General features: G+C 43.8%; 22 protein-coding genes. 6 read left to right on the plus strand and 16 right to left on the minus strand.

Annotated elements, in window-relative coordinates; translation table 11 throughout:
• Window positions 1-271 precede the first annotated feature (271 nt).
• Window positions 272-619 carry a PadR family transcriptional regulator gene (locus MHH86_RS20020; protein WP_036689003.1) on the plus strand — a complete coding sequence of 116 codons (348 nt, stop codon included), beginning with the start codon at window positions 272-274 and terminating at the stop codon, window positions 617-619.
• Complete coding sequence (locus tag MHH86_RS20025) at window positions 606-1,601, plus strand: hypothetical protein (RefSeq protein ID WP_038572325.1); 996 nt, start codon at window positions 606-608, stop codon at window positions 1,599-1,601. Before MHH86_RS20020 ends, MHH86_RS20025 begins: the two co-directional genes overlap by 14 nt.
• A gap of 401 nt (window positions 1,602-2,002) precedes the next feature.
• On the opposite strand, the gene MHH86_RS20030 is transcribed toward MHH86_RS20025, so the two are convergent.
• From MHH86_RS20030 to MHH86_RS20090, 13 genes are all read right to left on the minus strand, one after another.
• Window positions 2,003-3,280, minus strand: coding sequence for an alpha-L-fucosidase (locus tag MHH86_RS20030; protein ID WP_076225079.1), 1,278 nt, complete (start codon window positions 3,278-3,280; stop codon window positions 2,003-2,005).
• 48 nt (window positions 3,281-3,328) lie between these two features.
• A complete protein-coding gene (locus MHH86_RS20035; RefSeq protein WP_036689009.1) occupies window positions 3,329-4,279 on the minus strand; it encodes an ROK family protein in 951 nt (316 codons plus the stop codon).
• 28 nt (window positions 4,280-4,307) lie between these two features.
• Window positions 4,308-5,000, minus strand: a complete 693-nt coding sequence (locus MHH86_RS20040; RefSeq protein WP_038572334.1) for a copper homeostasis protein CutC — start codon at window positions 4,998-5,000, stop codon at window positions 4,308-4,310.
• 24 nt (window positions 5,001-5,024) lie between these two features.
• Entirely contained in the window at window positions 5,025-6,464 is a 1,440-nt protein-coding gene (locus tag MHH86_RS20045) for a leucyl aminopeptidase family protein (RefSeq protein WP_076225080.1), read from the minus strand.
• Between the two features lie 41 nt (window positions 6,465-6,505).
• A complete protein-coding gene (locus tag MHH86_RS20050; protein WP_342479398.1) occupies window positions 6,506-7,498 on the minus strand; it encodes a dipeptide ABC transporter ATP-binding protein in 993 nt (330 codons plus the stop codon).
• A complete protein-coding gene (locus MHH86_RS20055; protein WP_076225082.1) occupies window positions 7,495-8,496 on the minus strand; it encodes an ABC transporter ATP-binding protein in 1,002 nt (333 codons plus the stop codon). The genes MHH86_RS20050 and MHH86_RS20055 overlap by 4 nt, the downstream gene beginning before the upstream one ends.
• 13 nt (window positions 8,497-8,509) lie before the next feature.
• Window positions 8,510-9,421 (minus strand): ABC transporter permease subunit, encoded by a 912-nt coding sequence (locus tag MHH86_RS20060; RefSeq protein WP_038572342.1) that lies wholly within the window; start codon window positions 9,419-9,421, stop codon window positions 8,510-8,512.
• Between the two features lie 66 nt (window positions 9,422-9,487).
• Window positions 9,488-10,411 carry an ABC transporter permease subunit gene (locus MHH86_RS20065; protein ID WP_076225083.1) on the minus strand — a complete coding sequence of 308 codons (924 nt, stop codon included), beginning with the start codon at window positions 10,409-10,411 and terminating at the stop codon, window positions 9,488-9,490.
• Between the two features lie 112 nt (window positions 10,412-10,523).
• Complete coding sequence (locus tag MHH86_RS20070; RefSeq protein ID WP_036689025.1) at window positions 10,524-12,128, minus strand: glutathione ABC transporter substrate-binding protein; 1,605 nt, start codon at window positions 12,126-12,128, stop codon at window positions 10,524-10,526.
• 89 nt (window positions 12,129-12,217) lie between these two features.
• Window positions 12,218-13,222 (minus strand): asparaginase, encoded by a 1,005-nt coding sequence (locus MHH86_RS20075; RefSeq protein WP_076225084.1) that lies wholly within the window; start codon window positions 13,220-13,222, stop codon window positions 12,218-12,220.
• Window positions 13,223-13,250: 28 nt separating this feature from the next.
• Window positions 13,251-14,408 (minus strand): ROK family transcriptional regulator, encoded by a 1,158-nt coding sequence (locus MHH86_RS20080; RefSeq protein ID WP_076225085.1) that lies wholly within the window; start codon window positions 14,406-14,408, stop codon window positions 13,251-13,253.
• Window positions 14,409-14,938: 530 nt separating this feature from the next.
• Complete coding sequence (locus tag MHH86_RS20085) at window positions 14,939-15,622, minus strand: MgtC/SapB family protein (protein WP_244886359.1); 684 nt, start codon at window positions 15,620-15,622, stop codon at window positions 14,939-14,941.
• A 125-nt stretch (window positions 15,623-15,747) separates the two neighbouring features.
• Complete coding sequence (locus MHH86_RS20090; RefSeq protein ID WP_038572346.1) at window positions 15,748-16,302, minus strand: GNAT family protein; 555 nt, start codon at window positions 16,300-16,302, stop codon at window positions 15,748-15,750.
• 185 nt (window positions 16,303-16,487) lie between these two features.
• Between MHH86_RS20090 and MHH86_RS20095 the strand changes: the two genes are divergently transcribed.
• The 3 genes from MHH86_RS20095 to MHH86_RS20105 all read left to right on the plus strand — a co-directional run bounded on the left by MHH86_RS20095 (window position 16,488) and on the right by MHH86_RS20105 (window position 18,543).
• Window positions 16,488-16,883, plus strand: a complete 396-nt coding sequence (locus MHH86_RS20095; protein ID WP_036689034.1) for a DUF2871 domain-containing protein — start codon at window positions 16,488-16,490, stop codon at window positions 16,881-16,883.
• A gap of 95 nt (window positions 16,884-16,978) precedes the next feature.
• A complete protein-coding gene (locus MHH86_RS20100; protein ID WP_036683516.1) occupies window positions 16,979-17,668 on the plus strand; it encodes a helix-turn-helix domain-containing protein in 690 nt (229 codons plus the stop codon).
• A gap of 20 nt (window positions 17,669-17,688) precedes the next feature.
• The gene (locus MHH86_RS20105) at window positions 17,689-18,543 is read left to right on the plus strand and encodes an IS3 family transposase (protein WP_081383579.1); all 855 of its coding nucleotides are present in this window, start codon (window positions 17,689-17,691) and stop codon (window positions 18,541-18,543) included.
• Between the two features lie 130 nt (window positions 18,544-18,673).
• Here the strand turns inward: MHH86_RS20105 and MHH86_RS20110 are convergent, their stop codons facing one another.
• Together MHH86_RS20110 and MHH86_RS20115 are read right to left on the minus strand one after the other, a co-directional pair.
• Complete coding sequence (locus tag MHH86_RS20110) at window positions 18,674-20,809, minus strand: glycoside hydrolase family 6 protein (RefSeq protein WP_342479789.1); 2,136 nt, start codon at window positions 20,807-20,809, stop codon at window positions 18,674-18,676.
• A complete protein-coding gene (locus tag MHH86_RS20115; protein ID WP_076225091.1) occupies window positions 20,778-21,368 on the minus strand; it encodes a glycoside hydrolase family 6 protein in 591 nt (196 codons plus the stop codon). Before MHH86_RS20115 ends, MHH86_RS20110 begins: the two co-directional genes overlap by 32 nt.
• A gap of 410 nt (window positions 21,369-21,778) precedes the next feature.
• Between MHH86_RS20115 and MHH86_RS20120 the strand changes: the two genes are divergently transcribed.
• Complete coding sequence (locus MHH86_RS20120; protein ID WP_036685812.1) at window positions 21,779-22,207, plus strand: VOC family protein; 429 nt, start codon at window positions 21,779-21,781, stop codon at window positions 22,205-22,207.
• 57 nt (window positions 22,208-22,264) lie between these two features.
• Here MHH86_RS20120 and MHH86_RS20125 read toward each other — a convergent pair whose 3' ends face one another.
• Window positions 22,265-24,607 carry an ABC transporter permease gene (locus tag MHH86_RS20125; protein ID WP_342479399.1) on the minus strand — a complete coding sequence of 781 codons (2,343 nt, stop codon included), beginning with the start codon at window positions 24,605-24,607 and terminating at the stop codon, window positions 22,265-22,267.
• Window positions 24,608-24,609: the final 2 nt, after the last annotated feature.

The following is a 24,609-nucleotide window of genomic DNA, read 5'->3' on the forward strand; positions in this document are numbered from 1 at the left end:
CTGAAGAGGTCATTTTACAACCTCCTTTTAATCAAACCGCTTCACAAAATAGAAAAATTTTCTTATTTATTTCTTAGAAGATTATTTTATTCAATTGATGTTGGAACAACAATAGTGTATGATGCATAGTATAGATCGAATACTGTATGACACATAGTAAGTATAAGCGGCTTCGACGTCCTCTCAAGGACAACAAGCGTTTAAACCAAAAATATAAGAACAATTTATAAGAGATTATAAATCCTTATATTTTAAATAATGAGGTGGGTGAATGAGTACTTTATTAAATTCTTTAATCACAGAGCTTAGAAGAGGTACGTTAACGCTAGCCGTTTTAAGTCAATTACGAACACCCCAGTATGGATATTCGCTCGTTCAATTGTTGGAGGAATCCAGCATCATCATCGATCAAAGCACCTTATATCCATTACTTCGCCGATTAGAGAAACAGGAATTAGTGACGAGCAGCTGGGACACATCCGAGAGCAGACCCCGTAAGTATTATGTTCTAAGTGACTATGGCGTAGAGATTTTTTTACAGCTAAAGGAAGAATGGCTTAAGAATTCGAAAGAACTCTACGGCCTATTACAAGGGGAGGATGACCATGAAGCTAATTGAGATTTACATTCATGAAGTTACTCGGAGGTTACCGGAACAAAATCGGGAAGACATCGCATTAGAATTACGATCAACCATCGAGGATATGTTACCGGATGATTATGACGAAAAAGAGGTAAAGGCCGTCCTTGAAAAATTGGGCAATCCAGCTATTTTAGCTAGTGAGTACCGCGATCAGCCCATGTATCTCATCGGCCCACGCTATTTCGATTTATATGTTACGTTATTAAAAATGATTATACCAATCGCTGTAGTTGTTTCTTTAATCGCTCTGGTTGCTGATTACTTGATTGGCTACAGCGGCGATAAAACAGTTGCGGATATTGTTACTGCAGTTATAAGTACAGGAATTGGAACCTTCCTTGAAGTAGGAATCCAAGTCTTTTTTTGGATAACTGTTGTGTTCGCTATTATCGAACGGGCGGATAAAGGAAAGGAAGGGCATCCGCTTACTACAAAATTAAGGAAATGGACTCCTGATGATTTGAAGGATATCGCGCTTGTCCATAAGAAAAAAGCAATTACAAGCTTCGAAGTGTTCGGAAGTTTACTGTGGACTGCCATTTGGGCTACTGTTTATTTTAATGCTGAACACCTGATCAGAGTCTATAGAGGCGGTGAAGGCGCACTTAACTTCGTAGCCCCAGCTTTTAATCAGCATGTGTTACTTGATTATTGGCCTATTATTCTTATTGTGATCGGATTAGAAGTCGCATTAACTATATATAAATTAATCAAGAGACAATGGACTAGAGAATTAGCATTATGTAATACGGTCCTCGAGCTCATTGTACTTATTGTATTCGCTGTTATCCTTATAAATCCGAATGTATTTAACCAAGAATTCATTAACTACATGTCTAATTTATTAACTACTACAGCTAACCAATTTGAAACGGGGCTAGTAGGTGGAGGTATAGCAGTCTTGATTTTAGTTGCGGTCCTCAATATATATGAAGGCTTCCGCAAGGCTCGCCTCTAGTATTCGCAGAGCGGTGATTCTCCTGTTATTTGGAGAATTGCCGCTTTGTTTTCTGACTCGTTGAATGCCTGCTTCAAATGCTTCAACAAATTCAACAGCTTCAACAGTTTTGTCACCCTCTAAGAGTTACGGACCCAGATGACGTAATTTGCACATTTTCTGCCTTTAGAACAGGGCTTCGGACTCCAATGACGTTATTCCCTAGAATCAGCTCCATATCGGGGGTGTTTCAAGGCAATAGCGGCTATGCGGTCCGTTGGCATCCCAAACGTGCGATATTTCTGGGTTTAGTGTCATCTGTGTCCGATAGGTGTTTCGTATGTGCAAATGTTAGCGAAGAATACGAAAAAAAGGAGTTGTCCCATAAGCCATGAATGGCTGCTAGGACAACTCCTTCTGATTTAATTAAATAGTTCAAGCTCGATAACCGTATCCATCTCATCAGGTAACATCGCGCCTTTTAATGTAATAAACGCTCCACCGTCAACATCCGAATATTCCTCAGCCATCCACGGCGCCTCCACCTTTAGCTCGGTACCATCACGTAGTAATCTGGCCTTTTTAATCTTCCCTTTCAAGCCTTGGAAATAGATCGGGCCAATTCCACGGTCGTAAACGTGCGCATATAACTTATTGCCCTTTTGCGTATAACGTCCCCACTCTGGCTTAGGTAACAAAGACTTCCCGCATCCATAAATACTGTCTCCATTAAGGCGCATCCACTCCCCAACTTCGTCAAGGATAACCAGTGATTCCCGTGTCATTTCACCTTTAGCATCTGGTCCAACATTGAGGAGCAGGTTACCATTCTTACTGATACATTCGACCATCGTACGGATGACTTGCTTGGTTGATTTATAATTCTTATCCTCGGAATGATAACCCCAGTTGTCATTAAGGGTAATGCAGGCTTCCCAAGGGATGGATTGGCCGTTTACGTCAACAATGCCGCCAGGTGGAATGATCTGCTCGGGGGAGAAGAAATCTCCAGCATATTCCTCAGGTTCTGCCGCACGAATATTGCCACCTAATCGATTGTCGATAATAGTATCAGGTTGTATGGAACGAATCATCCGGATAAGCTCCGTCGCCTTCCACTTCTCCCCTGTCATATTATCGTAGGAGAAGTCAAACCACATAATGTCGATTTTACCGTAATTGGTGAGCAGTTCCTTTACTTGCCCATGCATATACTCCAAGTATCTATCGAAATCAATCGGCTTATCTTTAGCCGCTTCGTTATCCCGATCAGGATGTGCCTTATCTCCATATCCGGGATAATCCTCATGGTGCCAGTCTATGATAGAGTAATATAGACCTACTGCAATCCCTTCAGCCCGGAAAGCGTCTACATATTCCCGCACTAGATCACGCCCAGCGGGCGTATTAGTGGCTTTGAAATCAGTCAGCTTACTATCGAACAGACAGAACCCGTCATGATGTTTGGTCGTAAGAACAGCGTATTTCTGACCCGCAGCTTTTGCTGCACTTGCCCATTTCTTCGGATCATATCGAGAGGCGTCAAATTCATCGAAATACGTCATGTAATGCTCTCTACTCATCCGCTCGTTACCGCGTATCCATTCCCCTCTAGCAGGAATTGAATATAATCCCCAATGGATAAACATCCCGAACCTATCCTGTAAGAACCATTTCGTTCTTTCTTCTCTTGCACCCATCTCTCCAACTCCTCGTTAATGAAAGCTATAATCAATCTTTCACTCCACCTAAGCGGTATGAAATAATGCTGCGGCTCCAATTAAACCTACATCGTCTTTGAGAGCGGCAGGTTCAATTGTAAAAGTACCCTTATATGGATCCATGACAAATTGCTCCGTCTTCTCCACCAGTGCAGGGAATAACAAATCTCCAGCCTTACTCACGCCTCCACCGATCACGATCCGATCAGGATTGAACGTATGAACTGCATTGGCTAGACCTAGTGCCATATAATGAATACTGCGGTCAATAACCTCGACGGCCACGGCATCGTTAAGTGCCATGGCTTCAAATACGTGCCGCGAAGTAATTTTTTCTCCATTTATATTAGCCAGTTCCGTAATCATCGACGGTCTGCTCTCCATACTTCGCAGCGCCATATCCCGAATCGCTGTGCCCGAAGCGAAAACTTCCCAGCAGCCGAATCTTCCACAGCTACATTCCGTTCCGTTCGGGTCAATAATATTATGACCTAGTTCACCAGCAAATGAATTTTTGCCAAGAAGCAGCTTGCCGTCAATGACGATACCTGCTCCAATCCCTGTGCTAAAGGTAACATAAACCATGTTGTCTGCACCTTTGCCAGCTCCTCGGACATACTCACCCCAAGCCGCAGCGTTCGCATCATTCACTACCTTTACTTCAACGCCTAGCTCCGACTCCATCCAGTGCTTCAGCGGAACATTATCCCATTCCGGAAGATTGGTGCCGTGAATAACGATCCCGTCCTGGCTATTTACAGCTCCGGGAGAAGCCAGCCCCACTCCAGTGAGTGGTCGTCCTTCGGATACGGAGCGGATCATATCGATCATTCGCTGCACCACTTCTTTAGCGGTACGTGCCCCAGCCGTTTCCATCAGTTCCCGTTTCAACACGGTCCCCTTTGAATCGAACAATGCTGCGGCAATTTTTGTGCCTCCTAAATCGATTCCAACTACGTAGCTCTCAACCTTCTGCATAACCCATTCACCTTTTCACTATCTATTATTAGCCGTTAGAATGAATACTCTCTGCTAACGCCCGTAAGGCTGCTGGATCGATTGGCGACAAAGCGTCTTTATCATAACGAACAGCCGACCCAAAATGCACTTCTGTTACTCCAGTCTGATGTATAAATGAAGTAATACCTTCCGGCTTCAAACCGCTTCCAGCCAGTATACTTACCGTTTTACCTCTTGATTCCTCGACTAGCTTCCGCATAGCAGGAATAGCTTCTGGTGCCGGACCTGGCCCAGCAGAAGTGAGTACACGCGTAATTTGCGGATACTTACAAAGCGTTCGATAACCTTCTATTTGATCCTTCAACTCATCAAAAGCACGGTGGAAGGTTACTTGCAATCCATCGGTCAACGGCAATAATGTTTCAAGCGCTCGCTCGTCGATAGTCCCTTCCGGTGTTAACGCACCAATCACAATCCCCGCCGCTCCGCTGGCTGCAATTTGCTTTATCTCTGCTGCCATGGTCAAAATGTCATACTTTGAATAGCAAAAAGAACGGCTGTGCGGGCGAACCATAACAAACGCAGGAATGCTAACCGATTTAGCAACTTGTTGCACCAATCCTATCCCTGGTGTTAGACCGCCTTCCGTAATCGCAGTAATGAGCTCCAGGCGGTCAGCCCCGTTCGCTTCGGCTGTAAGAGCATCGTCCATACAGGTAGCGATGACTTCCAATCTCATAACTTTCCCCCACTCTTCCGGTTGTTATTGTTGTGCCTGTTTCATGACATAATCAGCGAGCAGTCGAGCACCATAGCCCGTTGCTCCAGCTTCTGAATACCCCACATCCTGCTTGTACTGAACCGTCCCAGCCATATCAATATGAACCCAGCTCAGCGATTCCGCTACAAAACGCCGTATAAAAAGCGCTGCTGTAATCGCACCTGCAAAAGGTGAAGTACTAACATTACGTAGATCAGCGTAATTGCTTCGAAGATCGACTTCATATTCATCCATAAGCGGCATGGGCCACAGTCGCTCACCATTGCGCTCACCGATTTCGACGAGGTTCTGCGTCATCTCTCCATCACCCCATATGCCGGCGATACCTAATCCTAGCGCTGCGCCAACATTTCCAGTAAGTGTTGCAATATCGATGACCTTAGTTGCCCCGATATTTGCTGCATGAATAAGCGCATCCGCGATAATAAGCCGCCCCTCGCCATCCGTATTTGCAACCTGAACCGTCAGCCCATTAGGATAGCGTATAACAGACGATGGCAGCATCGCTTCAGCATCTGGTACGTTATCAACAACTGGGATCAATGCGGTCACATTTACATGAGCTTGATTCCGTACTAAAATATCCAGCGCCCCAATAACAGCTGCTGCGCCACCCATATCCATACGTGCATCGCTGATATCACTTGCGGTCTTAACATTCATCCCACCCAAATCGAAGGTAACACCTTTACCCACCAATGCCAGCATTGGCAATTCAGGGTTACTCTCATAGCGAATTTCAACGAGGGCCGGGGAGTGTTTACTGCCTGCTCCAACCGCCAGCAACCCATTCATCTGTAGGTCAACCAGCTCCTGCCCCCGGTAAACATGAACTTTCACTGCTGCGTTATCACGCTCGAAATATTCGACCATCCATTCTGCGAACCGATCCGGATTTAGAGTCCCGGGCACCTCATTCACCAGATCGCGAGCAACCACTGCTCCTTCAGCGCGTATGCGGCCAGTACTTAGTACAACTTCCAGTTCAAGCTTAGTCAGCTCAGGCCAATCGGCTGTCTGGAGCAGCAAATCAACTGAATTGTCTATTTTAGTAACGCCACGATAGGTTTGGAAACGATATAATCCGAGAAGCCAGCCTTCAATCCATGCTTGCAGCTCATCCGCAGCGGAAATATCACTTTCTGCTGTCCTACGAACAAATGAAGCGAAATTCAGCCCTTCTCTTAGAGCTAAGCGGGCGGCAGATCCCGCTGCTCGACGAATTTTCTCAAGCGTAAGAGCCTTGCGTTTTCCCATTCCAATAGCTAACACATCGGACTCTTCCTCAGAACGAGCATATAACCATGTCACACTGCCACTCTGTTTGTGAGCTTCTCCCAGCCGAAGAGGAAAAGGCTCCTCTTCATAGGCTAAGTAGATAAGCATATCCGCCCCATTAGCAGAATCGAACAAGATATTCATAGCTGTCCCTTCTTTTCCGTAAAGTGTACTCACATTTAAAATTATCGTTCTAGTTTCAACATTTCTTCATCAAACAGATGACAAGCGAGCTCATGACCTGGTCCAACTTCCCGGAATACAGGCACATGTTGCTTACAGATCTCCATACAGGAAGGGCATCTTGTATGAAAGCGACAGCCCGTCGGCGGATCAACGGGACTTGGAAGGTCACCTTTTAGAATAATGCGTTTCTTCTTCAAGCTTGGATCGGGCACGGGAACTGAAGATAGCAGCGCTTGGGTGTAAGGATGCAAGGGACGGTCATACAATGTATCCTTATCAGCCGTCTCCACAAGGGAACCCAGATACATGACCCCAATTCGATCACTAATATGCTCGACCACACTAAGATCATGAGAGATGAATAAATAGGTCAGGCCATATTCCTCCTGCAAGTCCTGTAACAGATTCAACACTTGGGACTGAATCGATACATCCAGTGCTGACACGGGTTCATCCGCCACGATTAGACTAGGGCGCACTGACAAAGCCCGGGCAATCCCAATCCGTTGCCGCTGTCCACCGCTGAACTCAAACGCAAATCGCTCAGCGTGCAAACTGTTCAATCCAACGGTCTCCAGCAGTTCGCAAGCTAGCTTATCCCGCTCTTTGGAGGACAGCTTTGTATGAATAAGCAGGGGTTCGGCGACAAGATCCTTCACCTTCATGCGTGGATTAAGTGAAGCGTAAGGGTCTTGAAACACCATCTGCATATCTTTGCGCAGAGGCCGCATTTGGTTATCTGAGATATGGCTAATATTTTGCCCCTTAAACCACACTTCTCCATGATTGGGTTCCAGTAAGCGAGTCACTAGTCTGCCCGTAGTCGATTTCCCACAGCCACTTTCACCTACAAGGCTGAACGTTTCTCCTTTACGAATGGCGAATGAAATCCCATCAACGGCGTGCAAATATTTAGTCGTTCCGAAGAAGCCCTTCTTCACAGAAAACAACTTCTTCAAACCCTTAACTTCAATTAGTGGAGTCTCTTTCATAAACATCCCGCTCCTTCCGTGTCCTCCTGCTGTGTAAGCCAACAACGGCTTTTGCGCTCTAGTCCCTCAATCGGAAGTAGCTCAGGTTCGTGCGACAGACAACGCTCCATGGCAAAGTCGCAGCGAGGCGCAAACTTACAGCCGGCAGGCATTTGTGAAAGGTCTGGCACATTTCCTTTTATTGACTCCAAGCGATGTACATTGTGGCGCAGCTTAGGTACCGATTGAATCAATCCCTTGGTATACGGATGCTGCGGTCTGGCAAACAGCTCCTGAACAGAGGCTTCCTCCACCACACGACCTGCATACATTACAACTACCCGGTCACATAATTCGGCAACTACTCCAAGATCATGGGTAATGAGCAGCATTCCCATATCCTGTTCATCTTTCAACTGCTTCATCAGATCAAGAATTTGCGCTTGAATCGTTACATCGAGTGCGGTCGTGGGTTCATCGGCAATCAACAGCTTAGGATGACAAGACATGGCCATTGCAATCATGACCCGCTGTCTCATTCCGCCGGATAGTTGATGCGGATATTCATCGATTAATTCCTCTGCGCGAGGGATACCTACAAGCCGCAACATATGAATCGCATGCTCACGAGCCTTCTTGCGTCCATAACCCAAATGCAGTCTAATCGGCTCTGTTAATTGCAGTCCAATCCGCAGCACTGGATTAAGAGAGGTCATCGGCTCCTGAAAAATCATTGCCAGATCATTTCCCCGGATTTGGCGCATCTCCTTCTCAGAAATCTTCGTCAAATCCTTTCCTTCAAAACGCACAGAACCTTCAGAAATTCTACCCGGCGTATCTTTAAGCAACCGCATGATCGATAATGAGGTTACACTTTTGCCACAACCAGATTCACCAACCAGGCCTAGCACTTCACCTTTTTTAATAGCAAAGTCTACCCCCGCAACCGCAGTAATACTTCCATCGCCGCGTTTGAACTCCGTTTTCAGCCCTTGTACATCCAGCAAATGTTGAGTCATGTCTTGTCCCTCCTTAGTTTTTCATTTTGGGATCAAGAGCATCACGCAGTCCGTCCCCGACCAGGTTAAATGCAAGTACAGTTAAAAAGATGGCTATCCCCGGAAAATAAACGATATGTGGAGCAATACTTAAATAATCACGTCCCATACTTAACATTGCGCCCCAATCAGGCTCCGTTGTTTTTGCACCCATTCCGAGAAAGCTTAGTGATGCAGCGGCCAAGATCGCTCCGCCAATCTTCATGGATAGATTAACGATAATGCTGGGCACGGTCTCAGGAAAAATATGACGCCAAATAATCCGGCGATGCTTCGCTCCCATGGAACGAGCAGCTTCCACAAACAATGTTTCTTTCGCAGACAGCGTTACGCTCCGAATAATTCGGGCGAACGATGGAGTACCAAAGACTGCAACCGCGATAACAACATTGGATAGACCCGGACCGAGGATGGCGACGATCCCAATGGCAAGCAGCAAGTCAGGAAATGAAAATAGTACATCACTGCCACGCATAATAATCCGATCTAGCCAACCGCCATAATATCCACTTAACAGACCTAGGATGGTTCCAAGTACGCCTGCGATTAAGACGGAACTGAGACTGACAGCTAAGGTTAAGCGAGTACCATCAATCAAACGGCTTAGAATATCACGGCCATATTCGTCTGTCCCGGCCCAATGTGCAGCAGAAGGACCCGCCATAAGGGCATCGTAGTTTGGTTCATCAGGATTATACGGGGTCAGAAATGGCCCGAAAATTGCAATTAGGAATAGCAATATAATAAAAAATGCGGCCACAAGGGGCATCTTTTGTTTACTGAACTTACGTAAAAAAACACCCATACGGCCTTTTGTTTTCTCCGGGGCCAGTACCTCTCCGGGTAATGGAGATTTTGCTCCCATCACCGCCGAATTGTCACTCATGATATCCCTCCTGATCCTAAATTCACCCTATAAATCTATTGAAATTCTGCTTCTTAGTCGCATTAGCTACTGAGAAAACCTTATTTTCGGATTAAGTACGCCATACAATAAATCTACTAATAGATTGATAAGAATAAATTGTGTAGCAAACAGAAGCAGTAAGGCTTGAATGACTGTATAATCCCGGAACAAAATGGAGTCTACTAGCAGCCTACCAAGACCCGGAATACTGAATACCGTCTCAACCATTACAGAGCCGCCGAGCAGGAACCCAAACTGAAGTCCAGCTACGGTAACCACCTGAATCAAAGAGTTGCGCAGCGCATGCCTGCCGATAACAACATACTCGCGTAAGCCTTTTGCACGTCCTGTACGGATATAATCCTCCCGAAGGGTCTCCAGCATAGATGACCTAGAATAACGGGCCAACATAGACATAATTCCCATCCCAAGTGTAATGGAAGGAAGAATATAGGACTTCCAGGAATCAACACCACCTGTTGGAAACCAACCAAGCTCTACCGAGAAAATTTGAATGAGTACCAAGCCTAACCAAAATCCAGGAATAGACATCCCTGAAATAGCTGTCAACGTCCCTAAATAATCTGGCCACCGATTGCGATAAACGGCTGAAACCACGCCAATTAGAAGACCAATAATTAGAGCCCAGGCCATACTGAGAAAAGTCAGCCACAACGTTGGCATTACTCTGCTTTCTAGCATGTCGGTAACCGGGATCCCTGAACGGATCGAATTGCCCAGATTCCCACTTAGCAGATCACCCATGTAGTTTATGTATTGCTTCCACAAAGGCAGATTGAGACCCAGCTGCTCCTGAATTCCACGAATCTCTTCAAGTGTGGCATCTTTACCGGCAATAAGTCGGGCTGGATCGCCTGGGATTAAGTGAATAAACAAAAAGACAAGCACCGATACAATGAACAACAGCGGAATAACCCCGAGGAGTCTTTGTAAAGCATATCTACCCAACTCATAAGCCCCCTTCAGTATCGACAAATGATTTAGTGAGGCCGCTTCCCACCATACTACAGAAGCGGCCTCGTTCATTTCTTGGGATATTAAACCTAACGTTTGTTTAGCATTATTTCACTTCTGCATTCAGGACATTAATGGAACCATCGGGGAAGACCTTAACTCCTTCCAGATACGATCTTTTGCCTGAGATGATTTGGTCGACGCCCATGAATGCCCATGGAGCATCTTCCCATATTGTTTTTTGAATATTGCCATAAATGGATTTAGCCGCTTCTGGATCAACAGATTTATTCGCCTCAGCGATCCACTTGTCTACATTTTCATTTTTATAATAAGCTGTATTTGAGCCAGCAGGCGGGAACATTTCACTACTGAACAACCCTCTGGTTGCACCATCTGCATCACCTGAAGACGGAGACCAGCTGACATACCACATTTGAATTTTTGCTTCTTCTGGCGTCTTAGCAGAGTTAATTTGGTCGGACAATGTGCCGCCTTCCATGGATTTCACGTCTACCTTAATCCCTACAAGTGCTAGCTGTTGCTGAATAAATTGCATACCCTTCATAGTTTCGGATTCATTTTCACCCCAAATTTCGGTTTCGAATCCATCAGGATATCCTGCCTCAGCAAGCAATTGTTTAGCTTTTTCAATGTCATAGTCATAACCTGTTTGTGGGGAATAGTATTGTGTTTTGGAAGACATCGTGGAATCAAGCTTAGCGCCAAGACCCGATTTCACAACTTTGATATAAGCTTCTTTATTGATAGCATAGTTAATGGCTTGACGAACCTTCACATCATCAAAAGGTTTTTTCATCGTATTTAACGTTACATAACGAACAATTGTCGAATCGATGGTATCTACAGTAATTCCTTCAAGACCTTCAACCTCAGATACTTGCTCCGTTGGCATTGGATAAATGAAATCTGCCTCGCCGGTTTTTAGCATGGCTATCCGTGATCCATTCTCTGGAACAGGTCTAAAGGTCACACTATCTACTTTTGGCAACCCAGCTTGCCAGTAGTCAGGGTTCTTAACGACAACCAAGCGGTCGCCTTGCACCCATTCTTTGAACTTAAATGGTCCCGTTCCTACAGGATTTTTCGAAATATCGGCGCCATTTTCTTCTAAAGCTTTCGGACTAATAATAGGTGCCATAGCTACTTTATTTAAAAATGCGTTGTACGGCTCGCTGAGTGTAATAACCACTGTTTTGGCATCAGGAGTCTCCACTTTAGCTACCTTTGCGAAGCTTTTGCGCAGTCTCAGATTATTCTTCTCATCTTGAATACGGGCAATGTTAACTTTAACCGCTTCAGCATTAAAGTCAGTACCGTCTTGGAATTTAACATTCTCTTGCAGCGTGAACGTGTAGACCAACCCGTCTTCACTTATGGAATGGCTTGCGGCAAGAACAGGAACTACGTTCATATTCTCATCAAAACCCATCAGACCTTCGTACATCGTTCTGGCAGCGCTGATTGAATGCGTATCGCTTGCGTTATGAGGGTCCAGCGTAATAAAGTTAGAATTGATGGCAATTACAATGTCTTTATCATTCTTTGTAGTTGGGGTGCTAGTTTCAGTTCCACCAGCAGTATTGCCTTTTTGTCCCTCGTTGCTCGCTTTGTTGCCGCACCCTGCAGTCACTACTACTGTAATAAGCAGCAGCATGAACATTGACCATACTTTTCCTTTTGCTTTCATTTTTTACACTCCCCTATTCAAACGATGTATTAGAAAAGCTTCTAGTCCGATTAATCACCAAACTTGAAGATTATTCTTGACCTTATGCTCTAGATCTCCCATTGAAATACAGCACGGCGTTCGCCGACCACAGTACCGCCATCATTAACAATCGTGTTAGGCACAAGTGCATATAAGCGATCAATTGTGTCTTGATTGCTGTAACCAATACGTTCTAGAATCGATGCGATAATACATGGCCAGACTTGTTCTGATCCGTCGGATACTTTCAGTGATATACCCATTCGTTCCTTACGGAGTCCGATACCGTATACCCCTTTTGCTCCACCTTTAGCTGTCAGATTGTCATCCTTCAGGAGCTCTGAGCATACAAATTTCGTGTCAGCAATCATAACCGGGTTATCGTTCATAAGTTTTGCAATGGCAGCGGCTGCCTTACGTATATCCGTATCCTCTATCAAATCGGGACACGCTAGCTTTAGATAGGAATAAGCGATTTTATGAAGCGGAAGTGCGAAGATAGGAAGTCCACAGCCATCAATACCTTGCGGGATGGACGCTTTGGGAACTTCAGCGATATAAGCCATCATCTCAAGAATCTCCTGTTGTACAGGATGGTTAGGATCGTAATAAGTGTCTATATCCCAACCCATATATTTGCTAAGGCCCATTAAACCTGCATGTTTGCCTGAGCAGTTATGAAAGATTTTACGAGTTGGCTCATTTGCCCGGTGACGTTCTGCTTTGGCTTCTTCATTCAGCGGGTATGTAGAGCAGCAATGAAGTGACTCTTCTTTTAATCCCATTTTCTGAAAAAGAGCTTCAAGCGCTTCAATATGGAAGGCTTCTCCCCGGTGTGAAGCGGTAAACAGCGATGCTTCTTTACTTGTCAAACCATATACTTCATCGATCCGGCGTTTCATTACCGGCAAAGCTTGGAATGGCTTAGCAGCAGAGCGAAGATAAGTCATATGCTCCGGATCACCTGCTTTGTACAAAATGCTGCCCTTCTCATCAACTACACTAACTGCACCATAATGCACATTCTCCAGCAGGTCACCACGATATTCTTCTACCAATGTTGTAAATCCCATCTGTACAACCTCCCCAGCAGTATTTAATTTAATCTAAGGCAAAAAATCGGTTCTGCGATAAAAGTCCCGATCCGATAATTACACCCTTCTCATTCAGCAACGAACGATGAATCGTAAAGGAACCCCGAAGCGGCTCCCATGTAAAGCGCGAGAGGTACAGCTGCTCAACTTCTTCGTATATATCCGGGAATTTGTCCACGAGTTCTCCACTCAAAATCACGCTGTCGGGGTTATACATGCATACGACATTATTAATGGTGATCGCCATATACATGAGTGCACGGTCGATCAAGTGAATCGCCCATTGTTCTCCTGCATGTTTTGCTGCGAATAACTCCTCAATCGTACGGATCGGGCGAATCCGATTAGCTTCAGATAATAAAGAACTGATATTTATATAAGTCTGTAAACAGCCCGCTTTGCCGCACTCACACATCATTCCGTTAGGATCCACTGTCGTATGCCCAATTTCACCCGCACTGTTCATCACCCCTCGGTAAATCTCTCCCTCGAGAATCATCGCAGAACCCACGCCTTGACCGAACCCCAATAATGCCGTACGGCTGGAGCCGACTGCGGCTCCTTTAAGATGTTCTGCAAGAGCCCTTACTTTCAGCTCATTGTCCACAGCGATTTCAAAACCTGTCAGTTCCTTCAAGCGTTTGGCTAACGGCACATTTTTCCATCCTAGCTGAACAGAGAAGACAACAATTCCTTCTTCGTTATTCACAATGCCGGGAAGTCCAACGCCAATACCCACGATACGTGTTCTGTCAATCACATGCAGCTGGAACAATTGTTCGATGGCATCCTTAATTCGCTCCAGCGTTCGATCTGGACTTTCGTCTGGTGTACGGGGAAATTGACTACTGCAGATAAGCTGTCCTTGTAAATCCACAATTCCAATAGACATAAGACTGCGATCCAGTTCAACGCCAACCGATAATACAGAAGCGTCCATCATACCTATTAACGTTGATTTCCTACCTAATCCTGATGATACCTGCTCTGAATCGAGTAAATATCCTTCCTCCGTCAACTCTCCGACAATTCGACTTACAGTCGTAGGACTCATACCAGTCTGCTTAGCAATAGAAGCGCGAGAAATCGGTTGTTGATTTTTTATAATTTCGAAAACCGTTAAACGATTTTGTCGCTTCATAAAATCCTGATCGTGCTTTTTCACGGGCATTCTCCTAATTATTTTCTCCAGTGCATTAATTGGATTAATAAACCACAAAAACAAGAAAATATTTGCAAATAAAGCGCTGATAATGTATTGTTTGATTTAAATTTTAATCTAGTTTCTCCAGTGATGGGATTAATAATAAAGGGTCATGGTTTATGTGTCAATATAAATGACATATTTTTTATTTAAAAATAAATGTAAGCGGTTAACTAAAGATAACCGACACAAAAACCACTAAATATATAACACAGACATAACACACATACCCATGAATTAGCATTTAATTTGAATCTTGATCCTATTAATTGGGATAGAAAGACTGAAAGAAGTATTTTGTTTGGATTAATGTGAGGGGGTTGAATGAAAGATTGATAATGGGAGCTGGAGCAATCTGTAGATTGAAAATATACAAAACGATGTGTGAATCGAAAATACAATGGAGGTAACACTCGCATCAAAAGGAAGCTCTCTAAAGGGAGGTAACCTTTGATGCGAAGTGAGTTAGTTACATCGAGGGTGCTAAAAAATCATTGAAACTCAACGGTCTTAACGGCTGCGTCCTCTTGGATCATCGATAACAATTGCACTGGATTAAATGATTCAGGCAATCTTACAACGATTTCTACGTTTAATTCGGATTCTACACTGTTATTTTCAGCATGAAAACTTAGAACAGCAATTTTGTGTTCTTTAAGTAACTCTTGAATTCGGCCCATAGCGCCTTCTGTGTTAGCTAGACTTATAACGAGCTGTTGGGTTTTTGGTGCGGCCAGCCAGCTGTTACGACTGTGTAAGATCTTTTGCCCAAGTAAAATGATTATCGTTGCTCCTACGCCAAGAATATAAAGACCAGACCCTATGGCCATGCCCACTCCGGCTGTTGCCCAAATCCCTGCAGCAGTAGTGAGCCCTTTGACTGTGTGTCTTTGCATAAAAATCATCCCTGCTCCCAAAAAACCTACTCCGCTTACTACCTGAGCAGCTATCCGAGCGGGATCAAGAGAAAGATTAGGCCAATCCGCTTGGTCCTGAAACCCATATTTGGAGATGACCATCATGAGTGCAGCACCTAAGGCTACAACAAAATGTGTTCTAACTCCAGCTTCTTTCATCCGGCTTTTGCGTTCATATCCAACTAATACGCCACAAATTCCCGCGCCAATTACACGAAGCAAATACTCAAACTCCATACCTTCACCTTCTTTCATCATGATATGTATGTTGGATTAGTACCACGTAGGATAAATTCGATAATCTATTTATTGTATCACAAACAAAAAACCATAATACGTCCTCTCGCATTATGGTTAACTTGCTTTTATTAATTTTACACTTCTTAGTTCGTATCGGAAGCTAACAAAGAGCAAATCTCCGCATCTACAAATCTACCTTTTTCAAAAAAAGATTCGCGTAACAACCCCTCATACTTAAAGCCCGCTTTCAAAAGCGACTTCTTGGAGGCAATATTAGCCGGATCATAAAACGCCTCAATTCGATGGAGCTTCATATGCTCAAAGCCATACGCAATAATAGCTGTCAGAACTTCCGTCATCACACCCTGCCACCAATAAAGTGGAGATAATTCATACCCAATCTCTGCTTTGAAATTTCTGTGCGCCCAGTTATGATATCCGCATGAACCAATCATTATATTATCCTCACGCCTGGCTATTCCCCAGCGAATGCTTTGTTTGCCTTTGAAACGTTCATCCCATCTTTCGATAAGGTTGATCGCTTGCTGTATATCGGTGAAGCTATCCAGATCATAATACTGGGTCACTTCATCTTTTGAAAAATAATCATATATTTCTTTAGCATCATCCAGTGTAATTCTTCTCAAAATAAAGCGGTCAGTTTCGAGCACCGGAAATACTTCAATGTTATCATTCATATTTTCCTTAAGTCTCCTCTCATTTCTCTAGTAGTACAGTTCGTCGTGGAAAGTGAAACTTCCTTTAGGATATAATGTATTTATAAACTAGTGATTTTTTTCACCTTGTAATCATTTGTTCATATTGCGTTCTTAATTGCTTGATACACTTCAATCATAACGATAACTACAAAGGAGATATTCTTATGAAAAAATTGTATTACACGTCTTTTTTCTATGCAATTCTTGGTTTGATAGCCGGAGTGGCCTATCGCGAAATTACTAAAATGAATGATTTCACAGGAGATACTATATTAGTTGCGCTTCACACCCACATTCTAATCTTAGGATTCTTTTTCTTTATTATTGCTATGATCTTAGATAAGTTATTTAATATCCATGAGGCTAAATCTTTTGGTGCATGGTACATTGTCTATAACATTGGTCTTCTAATCACGATTGGTGCAATGGCTACACGTGGAATGCTGCAAATTAACGGCAGTGATATTAGCTTCCTGCCCCATATTGCGGGGCTTGGTCACGCCATTGTTGGGGCTGGAATCATCTGGCTGCTTGTGCTACTCGGTAAACGAATTAAATAATACAGAAAGAGCCGCCAGGATCTGATAAGCTCCCATCATAGTAGACAGTAGAAAAAACAAAAACTTCTACTGCTACAATGATGGGAGTTTTTCTAATGTCTAATAGAAGTCCAACATCTTTAAAAGTAAAATTACATGTCGTAGGGCTGTGCCTTGAGCACAAGTCAAATCCAAACTATGAGGCAAAGCAGCTAGGTCTTAGTTCACACACAGTTAGAGAATGGATTAGGAAATATAAAGCAGATGGTTTGGACGGGTTGAGGGAATCGAGAACATGGAAATCATACCCAAAGGAATTGAAGCTTGCTGCTGTTAACGAAGTGTTGTCTGGTCGTTGCTCCGTTGAAGAGGTGACAAACAAGCATTATATTTCAAGCAGAAGTGTTTTGACAAAATGGATTACCAAGTATACTAATGAGATAGAATTGAAACCTACACATACAGGAAAAGGACTATCTCATATGAACCAAGGACGTAAAACAACTTTCGAAGAACGCATTGAAATTGCACAATATACCATCGCTAATGGATTGGATTATCAGAAAGCGATTGAAAAGTACGGAGTATCTTATCAGCAAGTTTACGCATGGGTTCGGAAATATCAAGTTGGCCGCGAGGAGGCTCTTCAGGACAATCGCGGTCGCAAAAAGCCTGTAGAAGAACTAGATGAGCATGACCGCCTTAAACTACGGATTAAAGAGCTAGAAGCGCGAAATGAATACCTAGAGATGGAGAATGACTTCGCAAAAAAGTTGGCGGAGATCAAGCGACGAAATACACGCTAACCCTCGTTCGACAAGTAAACTTGTATCAAGCGATTCAAGAACTGAACAAAGAAAAAGGTCACGCAATTACGAAGTTGTGTGCGTTAGCTGGGGTTGCTCGATCTGCCTATTACAAGTGGTTAAAATGGAAACCCTCTTGCATAGAACTTGAAACTCGTGCGTTAGCGAAAGAAGTAAAGCTACGATATGACAAGCGAAAAGGGATTCTTGGCTATCGTCAAATGCGCACGCAATTAAACCGAAAGCTCAAAAAGCAGTACAACAAAAAGCGTTATTACCGAATTATGTGTGCTCTTGGGCTTAAAGCAGTCATTCGCAGAAAACGAGCGAGTTATGTGAAAGCTACGGAGATCCATGTAGTTGAAAATGTAATGAACCGTAACTTTGATGCCAATTCTCCTAATTCAAAATGGTGTACAGATGTGACTGAACTGAAGTACGGGAATGGGCGCAAAGCCTATTTGAGCGCTATTATTGATGTATATGATAATTCCATTGTCTCATGGGTATTAAGCCATTCCAACAACAATAAACTCGTGATGGATACGTTGAAGAGGGCTTACGCGAAGAATCCTGGCGTATCCCCTCTTTTACAAAGCGACAGAGGCTTCCAGTACACGTCTCATGAGTACAACCGACTTCATGTAAAATACGGATTTAAGAAAAGCATGTCTCGTGTGAGTCGGTGTTTGGACAACCAACCTATTGAGCGTTTTTGGGGTACATACAAGTCAGAAAGCTATTATCTTACAAAGTATGACACCTATGATGATGTCCTCACAGAGGTTAGCAAATATATTCACTACTACAATAATTACCGCTACACAGAGTGTTTGGATGGCTTGTCACCTAGCGAATACCGACGAGCTGCATAACGAAGATACCTCAGTTCTGGCAATACGAACTGAGGTATCTAAACTAACTATTTTTGTTTTTTACACTGTCCACTTGACAGGGAGCACTTCAATCACTCCAGCGGCTCTTTTAAATATCCCCTGCTTTCCGTTACGGAGCAATCCCCCATACGAGAGCATCACTTTGATAAAGTGTCACTTTATCCCAGTTAGTATAAGCAGTTTTAGTAGCATCAAAGGAGTAGTCATTGGCTTCGTTAAAATTAGTCCAATCGGATTTATATATTCTGAGCTGAATATCTCCGGACTGGCCTCCAGCTGGAATGGAACCAGCTGCAGAAGTAAACGAAAGTTCAACGTAAGTGTCTGCATTCGTGCCTGTGTAGTCTGCAAAGGCGACTTGAATATTATTGTTGCCAACTTGTGCCCAGTCAATTGCGCTGTTTAACGTCTGATTACTATCTTTAGTGAAATAATAACGGATTTTAAGATCGCTTAAGTTCACTGCGGCTGTGCCGTTATTTTTAATATTAAAATAAGGTTTGATCTGATTGTCTGTCGCATTAGTATCTCCCGCCCGATACTGCAACGTCAGACTAGTTGCTGCCGGAACTTGTGGAACAGCACTCGCTTGTGCCGAATTCACACTCTCTCCCGCACTATTGGTTGCGCTTACAACATAGTAATAGGTTGTTCCGTTCGTTAAGCCCGTGTTGATGTAGCTCGTTGCCGTTAGCCCTGTTGCTACAGTGGTGTACGGTCCTCCGCTTGTGGTTGCACTTTTCACAGTGTAACTCGTCGCACCACTGGATGCGCTCCAGCTCAGGCTCACTTTCGCATCTCCTGCTGTCGCTACCAAGTTAGTTGGTGCCACTGGAACAGTTGCCACCGCTGCTGGGATCGCACTTGCTTGTCCCGAATTCACACTCTCTCCTACACTATTGTTTGCGCTTACAACATAGTAATAGGTTGTTCCGTTCGTTAGGCCCGTGTTGGTGTAGCTCGTTGCCGTTAGCCCTGTCGCTACAGTAGTGTACGGTCCTCCGCTTGTGGTTGCACTTTTCACAGTGTAACTAGTCGCTCCACTGGATGCGCTCCAGCTCAGGCTTACTTTCGCCTCACCTGCTGTCGCTACCAAATTGGTTGGTGCCGCGGGAACAGTCGCCACTGCTGCTGGAGTCGCACTCGCTTGTGTAGAATCCACACTCTCTCCCACACTATTGGTTGCGCTTACAACATAGTAATAAGTTGTTCCGTTCGTTAAGGCGGTGTTGGAGTAGCTCGTAGCTGTTAATCCTGTCGCTACTGTGGTATACGGCCCTCCGCTTGTGGTCGCTCGTTTTACCGTGTAACTAGTCGCACCACTGGATGCGCTCCAGCTCAGGCTTACCTTTGCATCTCCCGCTGTCGCTACCAAGTTAGTGGGTGCCTCTGGAACTACAGTGCCCCCTCCGTTGCTCAGAGGAATTACAGGGTAAGCATTCTGTACCAGCTGAACAAATTGATCATGGAACCAGTGACCTGATACAGGCGCATTAGGTAATGCACCGGTCAGTGTGCCGCTTGAGCTGGTATAAGTCGGATCACACATTCTGTCAAAGCCCTTGCCTTCATTATTTGGAATGGCACTGCTGGAACCATCAGATTCTCCCGGAGGTTTCACCCAGACAAATGCGTCCAAATGTGAGGCTGCATAACCTGCAGGGGCTGCTTGTGGAACTTCTCCAATTCCAGCGCCGCTGGCATTACACCAATTGCCGCGATGGAGACGTTTATCAATCCGACCGGAATCTGCATAAGCGTTAACGGTTGTTCCGCTTGCACTAGTCGGGCGATTAGGTCCACCCCACCCGTTACGGGAGGTATCAATAAGGAAGCCGATCGTGGAAGGCCAACCTTTTGCTACAAAACCTGAATACAAAGCTGCTGTGAAATCGGCTTCATCAAAATACGGATTCCATTCATAATAACTTGCGGAGCGAAGCTGCTGGCTGCCTATCGTAAGATTCGGATCTGGAAGATTAGGTTCTACTAGTGGAGTGGTATTGGCTGTATTCGTAATAAATCCATCGACACTAGCAAGTCCAGCTGTAGTGCCTGACACAACCGAAGTAAAGAGGTCGATAGCGGGGCCACGGTTAGTATCCCATCCGAGCCAGCCGGAGTGGCCAATATCCATGTAAGTATATACATTCGGAATGGCATGGAGAGCATTTAAAGTGTAACGCGTAGCATCACGGTAAATATTCGTGGAGTTAGCTTGAGCACACTGTTGGTGTGCTGAGATTGGTGACTAGATTCGGAAGCGAGTCCGGCTCTACGATAGTCACTATACGAATGTCACTATATTTGGGCTTTGCAAAAATACTGGCGATTACGTCAACATAATCTGACTTATAGGTTGTAAGACCCGCAGCTGTCAGTGGCAGCTCGCCATTGGAGGCAAGAGCGTGGCAATCCCGCCCAGGCATGTCATAAATTACGAACGTGGCTGTAATCGGCGTATTGGGTTGCTTTTGCGCGAGTACGGCATCTAAAGTCTGTTCCAGACTTTTTCTACCTCCATTGTCCTCTCCGCCATAAATTGCAGCAATTCGATCCAGCCATACGGCTGTCGGATATTTTTTAATGGTCTCCATCTTGGAAACTAAAGTACTATCGGTAACCTGAGCAATAGAGGTATCAATCAGTGCGGCATAATCAGGATTCACATATGCTGTAGCTCCTACAAACGGATTGTCAACATGTGCCTCACTGGCATACGTGGTAGAAGGAGCATATCCGGTGATAACTAAAGCCATGATCGTAAGCAATAACAACATTTGCTTCCTTAGTGCTTTTGTCATTTATTATTCTCCTTTCGACAATTAAATAAATTCGTAAATAATTTATTAATAGCCACGCGATGCTACAATTGCAGTATTCACTCCTTTAAAGAATTGTCACCTCCTCTATGCCTTACCCGCACTCACCATCACCTCCTCTCAGTGGTAAAGATCAAACACGAGCCCAAATCCACCCCAACTATTTAACATAAATATAATTTTATTTAATTTATAGAAAATTATCCCTTTTCTTGAATACTACCATATCCTATTTTTAATTAGAAGATAGTAGATGAAATAAAAGTTTAATAATGAGACTAAAAGTATATTTGTTTATAAACTGGTAAATGATACAATGTGGATGTGATAAGGTATTTTGAATTTTAAGAACTTTTGATGTGCCGCTAACAAACCTTTAAGGAGTGAAAAAAATGTCTATCGATGTTTATCTTAATTTCAACGGGAATTGTCGTGACGCAGCAGAGTTTTACGCAGAGGTGTTTGGCACTGAACGTCCACAAATCATGACCTTTGGTGAAACACCACCCGATCCCAATTTCACTCTTCCTGAGGAAGCTAAAGATTTGGTTATGCACACCCGCTTGAATATCGAAGGCAGTAATGTAATGTTTTCTGATGTTTTTCCAGGCATGCCTTTTATCGAAGGAAACAATATTAGTCTTTCCGTAGTTAGTAAGGATTTAGATAACATAAAGAAATATTTCAATAAACTTCAAGAGGGCGGTAAAGTAGTTATGGAACTGCAAGAAACCTTCTGGAGCTCTTGTTATGGTAGTCTAAAAGATAAATTCGGCATTGATTGGCAATTCAATTATGATGACGGACGAATGAATATGTAAAAAAAACAACGAGTATGGAGTAACAAACCTCCTGCTCGTTGTTTTTTTGTCTTTTGCTTAGTCCATAATCAAATCGTAAACACTAACCTTCCGAATTCGCCGGGCAACAAGCATAGACACCGCATAAGCGACTACTAGAATGGCTGCACACAATAGCAATACTTGTGGCAAACTAACCGCCAGTTGGACGTTATAAATCCCTAAACTCGAGAGCAATAGTACAAACGCAGAGTCCGAGAAAAAATAACCGCCTATACTCCCCAAAGCTACTCCCACCACAATCACCGGAAACAGACTAAAGGTAATCTGCGTCATCAGATTAAAAGTGGTATAACCCATTCCTTTAAGAATGCCGAACTCACGCTTCCGCTTCAGAATCAAAGTCTTAATCACTAAATATAAAATCAGGCTTACTACTATAATCGTCACCACAGTGATGACTGCTGTCATAGAAGATACTGCGGCAGTGAATGTACTGAGCGTACTATCAACCGTTTCTCGAATGTTAGTAATATTCCATTTTCCGGGGAAATGTGCTTCCAGATCCTTCACAAAAGCTTGCGCATCTCCCCCCTCTTTCAGATACACATTGATGGACAGAGGGGTGTACTCCGGTTGAAGTCTTCTCATTCCATCACCGGTCATACTCGCCACCATTCCAAGTTGGCTAATCTGCTGGCTTAAGCCAGTGACCAAATAATTCTCCGTCACACCATTAAAAGTGATAGGTACCTCGTCCCCTATTTCTGTATTTTTCAACTTTGCAATAACACCGGAAATCACAATTTCATTATCATAAATAGGCTCTCGCCCTTTGTATATGGTTTGTGTCTCCAGCTTGCTATAATCGTCAGATACCCGGAGCATAAAGCTGGTATTTTTAATCGAAGCGACCATGCTATCCAATACAGTCAACTTTTCAACCCCTGGCATGGCTTCTAATTCTGTAAACTTCCCCTGCTGTAGGTCACCGTTTTTCGGCAACAACAAAAAGTCGCTGCGTTCTATACCTACCAGTTTTATAACTGCTGAGGTGTCTCCCTTAAAGTTGAAATTCACTATAGAGCAAAAAATACTAGAAAAGGTTAATCCGGCAACGATCAATACGATCATCATATTCTGCTTCATTTGCCTTACTAAAGCTTTAAGGCTTAAGCTGAATTGCAGATTCATTCGGGATGTTTCGAGTGGAATTGGGTTCCGCTTAAAATTGTGAGTGAGGATTCCGCTCTGCAGAGCTGTAATCGGAGTAATGTTCCGAATTCGCCGGCTCGACAGATAGGTAACAAGTAGCACTAGTCCAGAGACAATAACCAAACTAAGTACTGCACTGACCCCTTCAAAGGATATTGGCCACAGAAGTCCGATTGAAGACGAAATCATATTCCCTACCAACGGCATAACCAGCCCAGATAACCCACCTCCCGGTATAGCTGCGATGATTGACACTGAGGTGAACTGTAGCAGAAGCGCGTTTTTAATCTGCCATGAAGTATAACCGTTGGCTTTTAAAATACCGATATTCGTCAAATTGTCTTCAATATGTCCCAATATTTGAAACCTGATGACAATAAGCGAGATCAGAACCATAATCAGGGCAAATACGATCAGAATGGCCGCTAAAAGATTAACAAAAACACGGTTCCCTTGGAGACCAACCTCTGCCCGCATGACTTGAAATTGATCCGTACTTCCTGAGGCAAAAATCCGCTCACTTAGCATTTGTTCCAGCTTTACATCCTTTGAAGGATCGGTTAAATCTGCTGATAGAAAGCTGTACTGAGCTTCTGTTCCAAGACGTTTCTCCAACTGCTTATAACCTTCATCATTCAAAAATACTTTTAAAGCTCCATTAGTTAACGTTCCTAGCAACGGCTCCTCAATAAAGCCACCTATTGTATAAGAGAATGGCTTATTATCGTATACAAAAGAAAAGGTATCGCCAAGGTTATACCCCGATCCAACATGGAACAAATAAGGCAAATAGATCATATCCGCATCCTTAGATCCTAACGGAGTCGTTGTCTTGAATAGTCCCTTGGTCCGCGGTGTATCCATGTTAAGAATTATAAAAGCTACCGTAGTGTCCGTTTGTCCGTACTTCATTTTAGCGTCTGCTAACAGAATTGCTGCTTCATTCTCCCAGGTTTCTGTATATGAATAACTATCCACAAGCTCCTCATACTCTTCTAGATGATCATCTTTTGGGAAAAATGCACTTATTTCTGGAGTCCTTAATTCAGTCATTTTTTCTTGCTGAAAAGAATTTAGCTTTAAACTGACCGTAAGGCCAATGTTCAGCAGCAGCACAGCTATCATGATCAAAATGAAGAGTGTAAGCGTGGCGCTTTTTCTTTTACGAATATTTGACCAAGCTAGGTTTCCTATTAGGCTGCTCATCC

The sequence above is a fragment of the Paenibacillus sp. FSL F4-0097 genome, assembly GCF_038593125.1.
GTDB lineage: Bacteria > Bacillota > Bacilli > Paenibacillales > Paenibacillaceae > Paenibacillus_AQ > Paenibacillus_AQ odorifer.

Excerpts from the sequence above, each read along its gene's own strand:
- MHH86_RS20045 (WP_076225080.1), bottom strand. The coding sequence starts at position 6,464 with ATGAATATCTTGTTCGATTCTGCTAATGGGGCGGATATGCTTATCTAC.
- MHH86_RS20060 (WP_038572342.1), bottom strand. The coding sequence starts at position 9,421 with ATGAGTGACAATTCGGCGGTGATGGGAGCAAAATCTCCATTACCCGGA.
- MHH86_RS20050 (WP_342479398.1), bottom strand. The coding sequence starts at position 7,498 with ATGAAAGAGACTCCACTAATTGAAGTTAAGGGTTTGAAGAAGTTGTTT.
- MHH86_RS20120 (WP_036685812.1), top strand. The coding sequence starts at position 21,779 with ATGTCTATCGATGTTTATCTTAATTTCAACGGGAATTGTCGTGACGCA.
- MHH86_RS20095 (WP_036689034.1), top strand. The coding sequence starts at position 16,488 with ATGAAAAAATTGTATTACACGTCTTTTTTCTATGCAATTCTTGGTTTG.
- MHH86_RS20035 (WP_036689009.1), bottom strand. The coding sequence starts at position 4,279 with ATGCAGAAGGTTGAGAGCTACGTAGTTGGAATCGATTTAGGAGGCACA.
- MHH86_RS20115 (WP_076225091.1), bottom strand. The coding sequence starts at position 21,368 with ATGACAAAAGCACTAAGGAAGCAAATGTTGTTATTGCTTACGATCATG.
- MHH86_RS20030 (WP_076225079.1), bottom strand. The coding sequence starts at position 3,280 with ATGGGTGCAAGAGAAGAAAGAACGAAATGGTTCTTACAGGATAGGTTC.
- MHH86_RS20125 (WP_342479399.1), bottom strand. The coding sequence starts at position 24,607 with ATGAGCAGCCTAATAGGAAACCTAGCTTGGTCAAATATTCGTAAAAGA.
- MHH86_RS20070 (WP_036689025.1), bottom strand. The coding sequence starts at position 12,128 with ATGAAAGCAAAAGGAAAAGTATGGTCAATGTTCATGCTGCTGCTTATT.
- MHH86_RS20055 (WP_076225082.1), bottom strand. The coding sequence starts at position 8,496 with ATGACTCAACATTTGCTGGATGTACAAGGGCTGAAAACGGAGTTCAAA.
- MHH86_RS20090 (WP_038572346.1), bottom strand. The coding sequence starts at position 16,302 with ATGAATGATAACATTGAAGTATTTCCGGTGCTCGAAACTGACCGCTTT.
- MHH86_RS20100 (WP_036683516.1), top strand. The coding sequence starts at position 16,979 with ATGTCTAATAGAAGTCCAACATCTTTAAAAGTAAAATTACATGTCGTA.
- MHH86_RS20085 (WP_244886359.1), bottom strand. The coding sequence starts at position 15,622 with ATGATGAAAGAAGGTGAAGGTATGGAGTTTGAGTATTTGCTTCGTGTA.
- MHH86_RS20020 (WP_036689003.1), top strand. The coding sequence starts at position 272 with ATGAGTACTTTATTAAATTCTTTAATCACAGAGCTTAGAAGAGGTACG.
- MHH86_RS20025 (WP_038572325.1), top strand. The coding sequence starts at position 606 with ATGAAGCTAATTGAGATTTACATTCATGAAGTTACTCGGAGGTTACCG.
- MHH86_RS20075 (WP_076225084.1), bottom strand. The coding sequence starts at position 13,222 with ATGGGATTTACAACATTGGTAGAAGAATATCGTGGTGACCTGCTGGAG.
- MHH86_RS20040 (WP_038572334.1), bottom strand. The coding sequence starts at position 5,000 with ATGAGATTGGAAGTCATCGCTACCTGTATGGACGATGCTCTTACAGCC.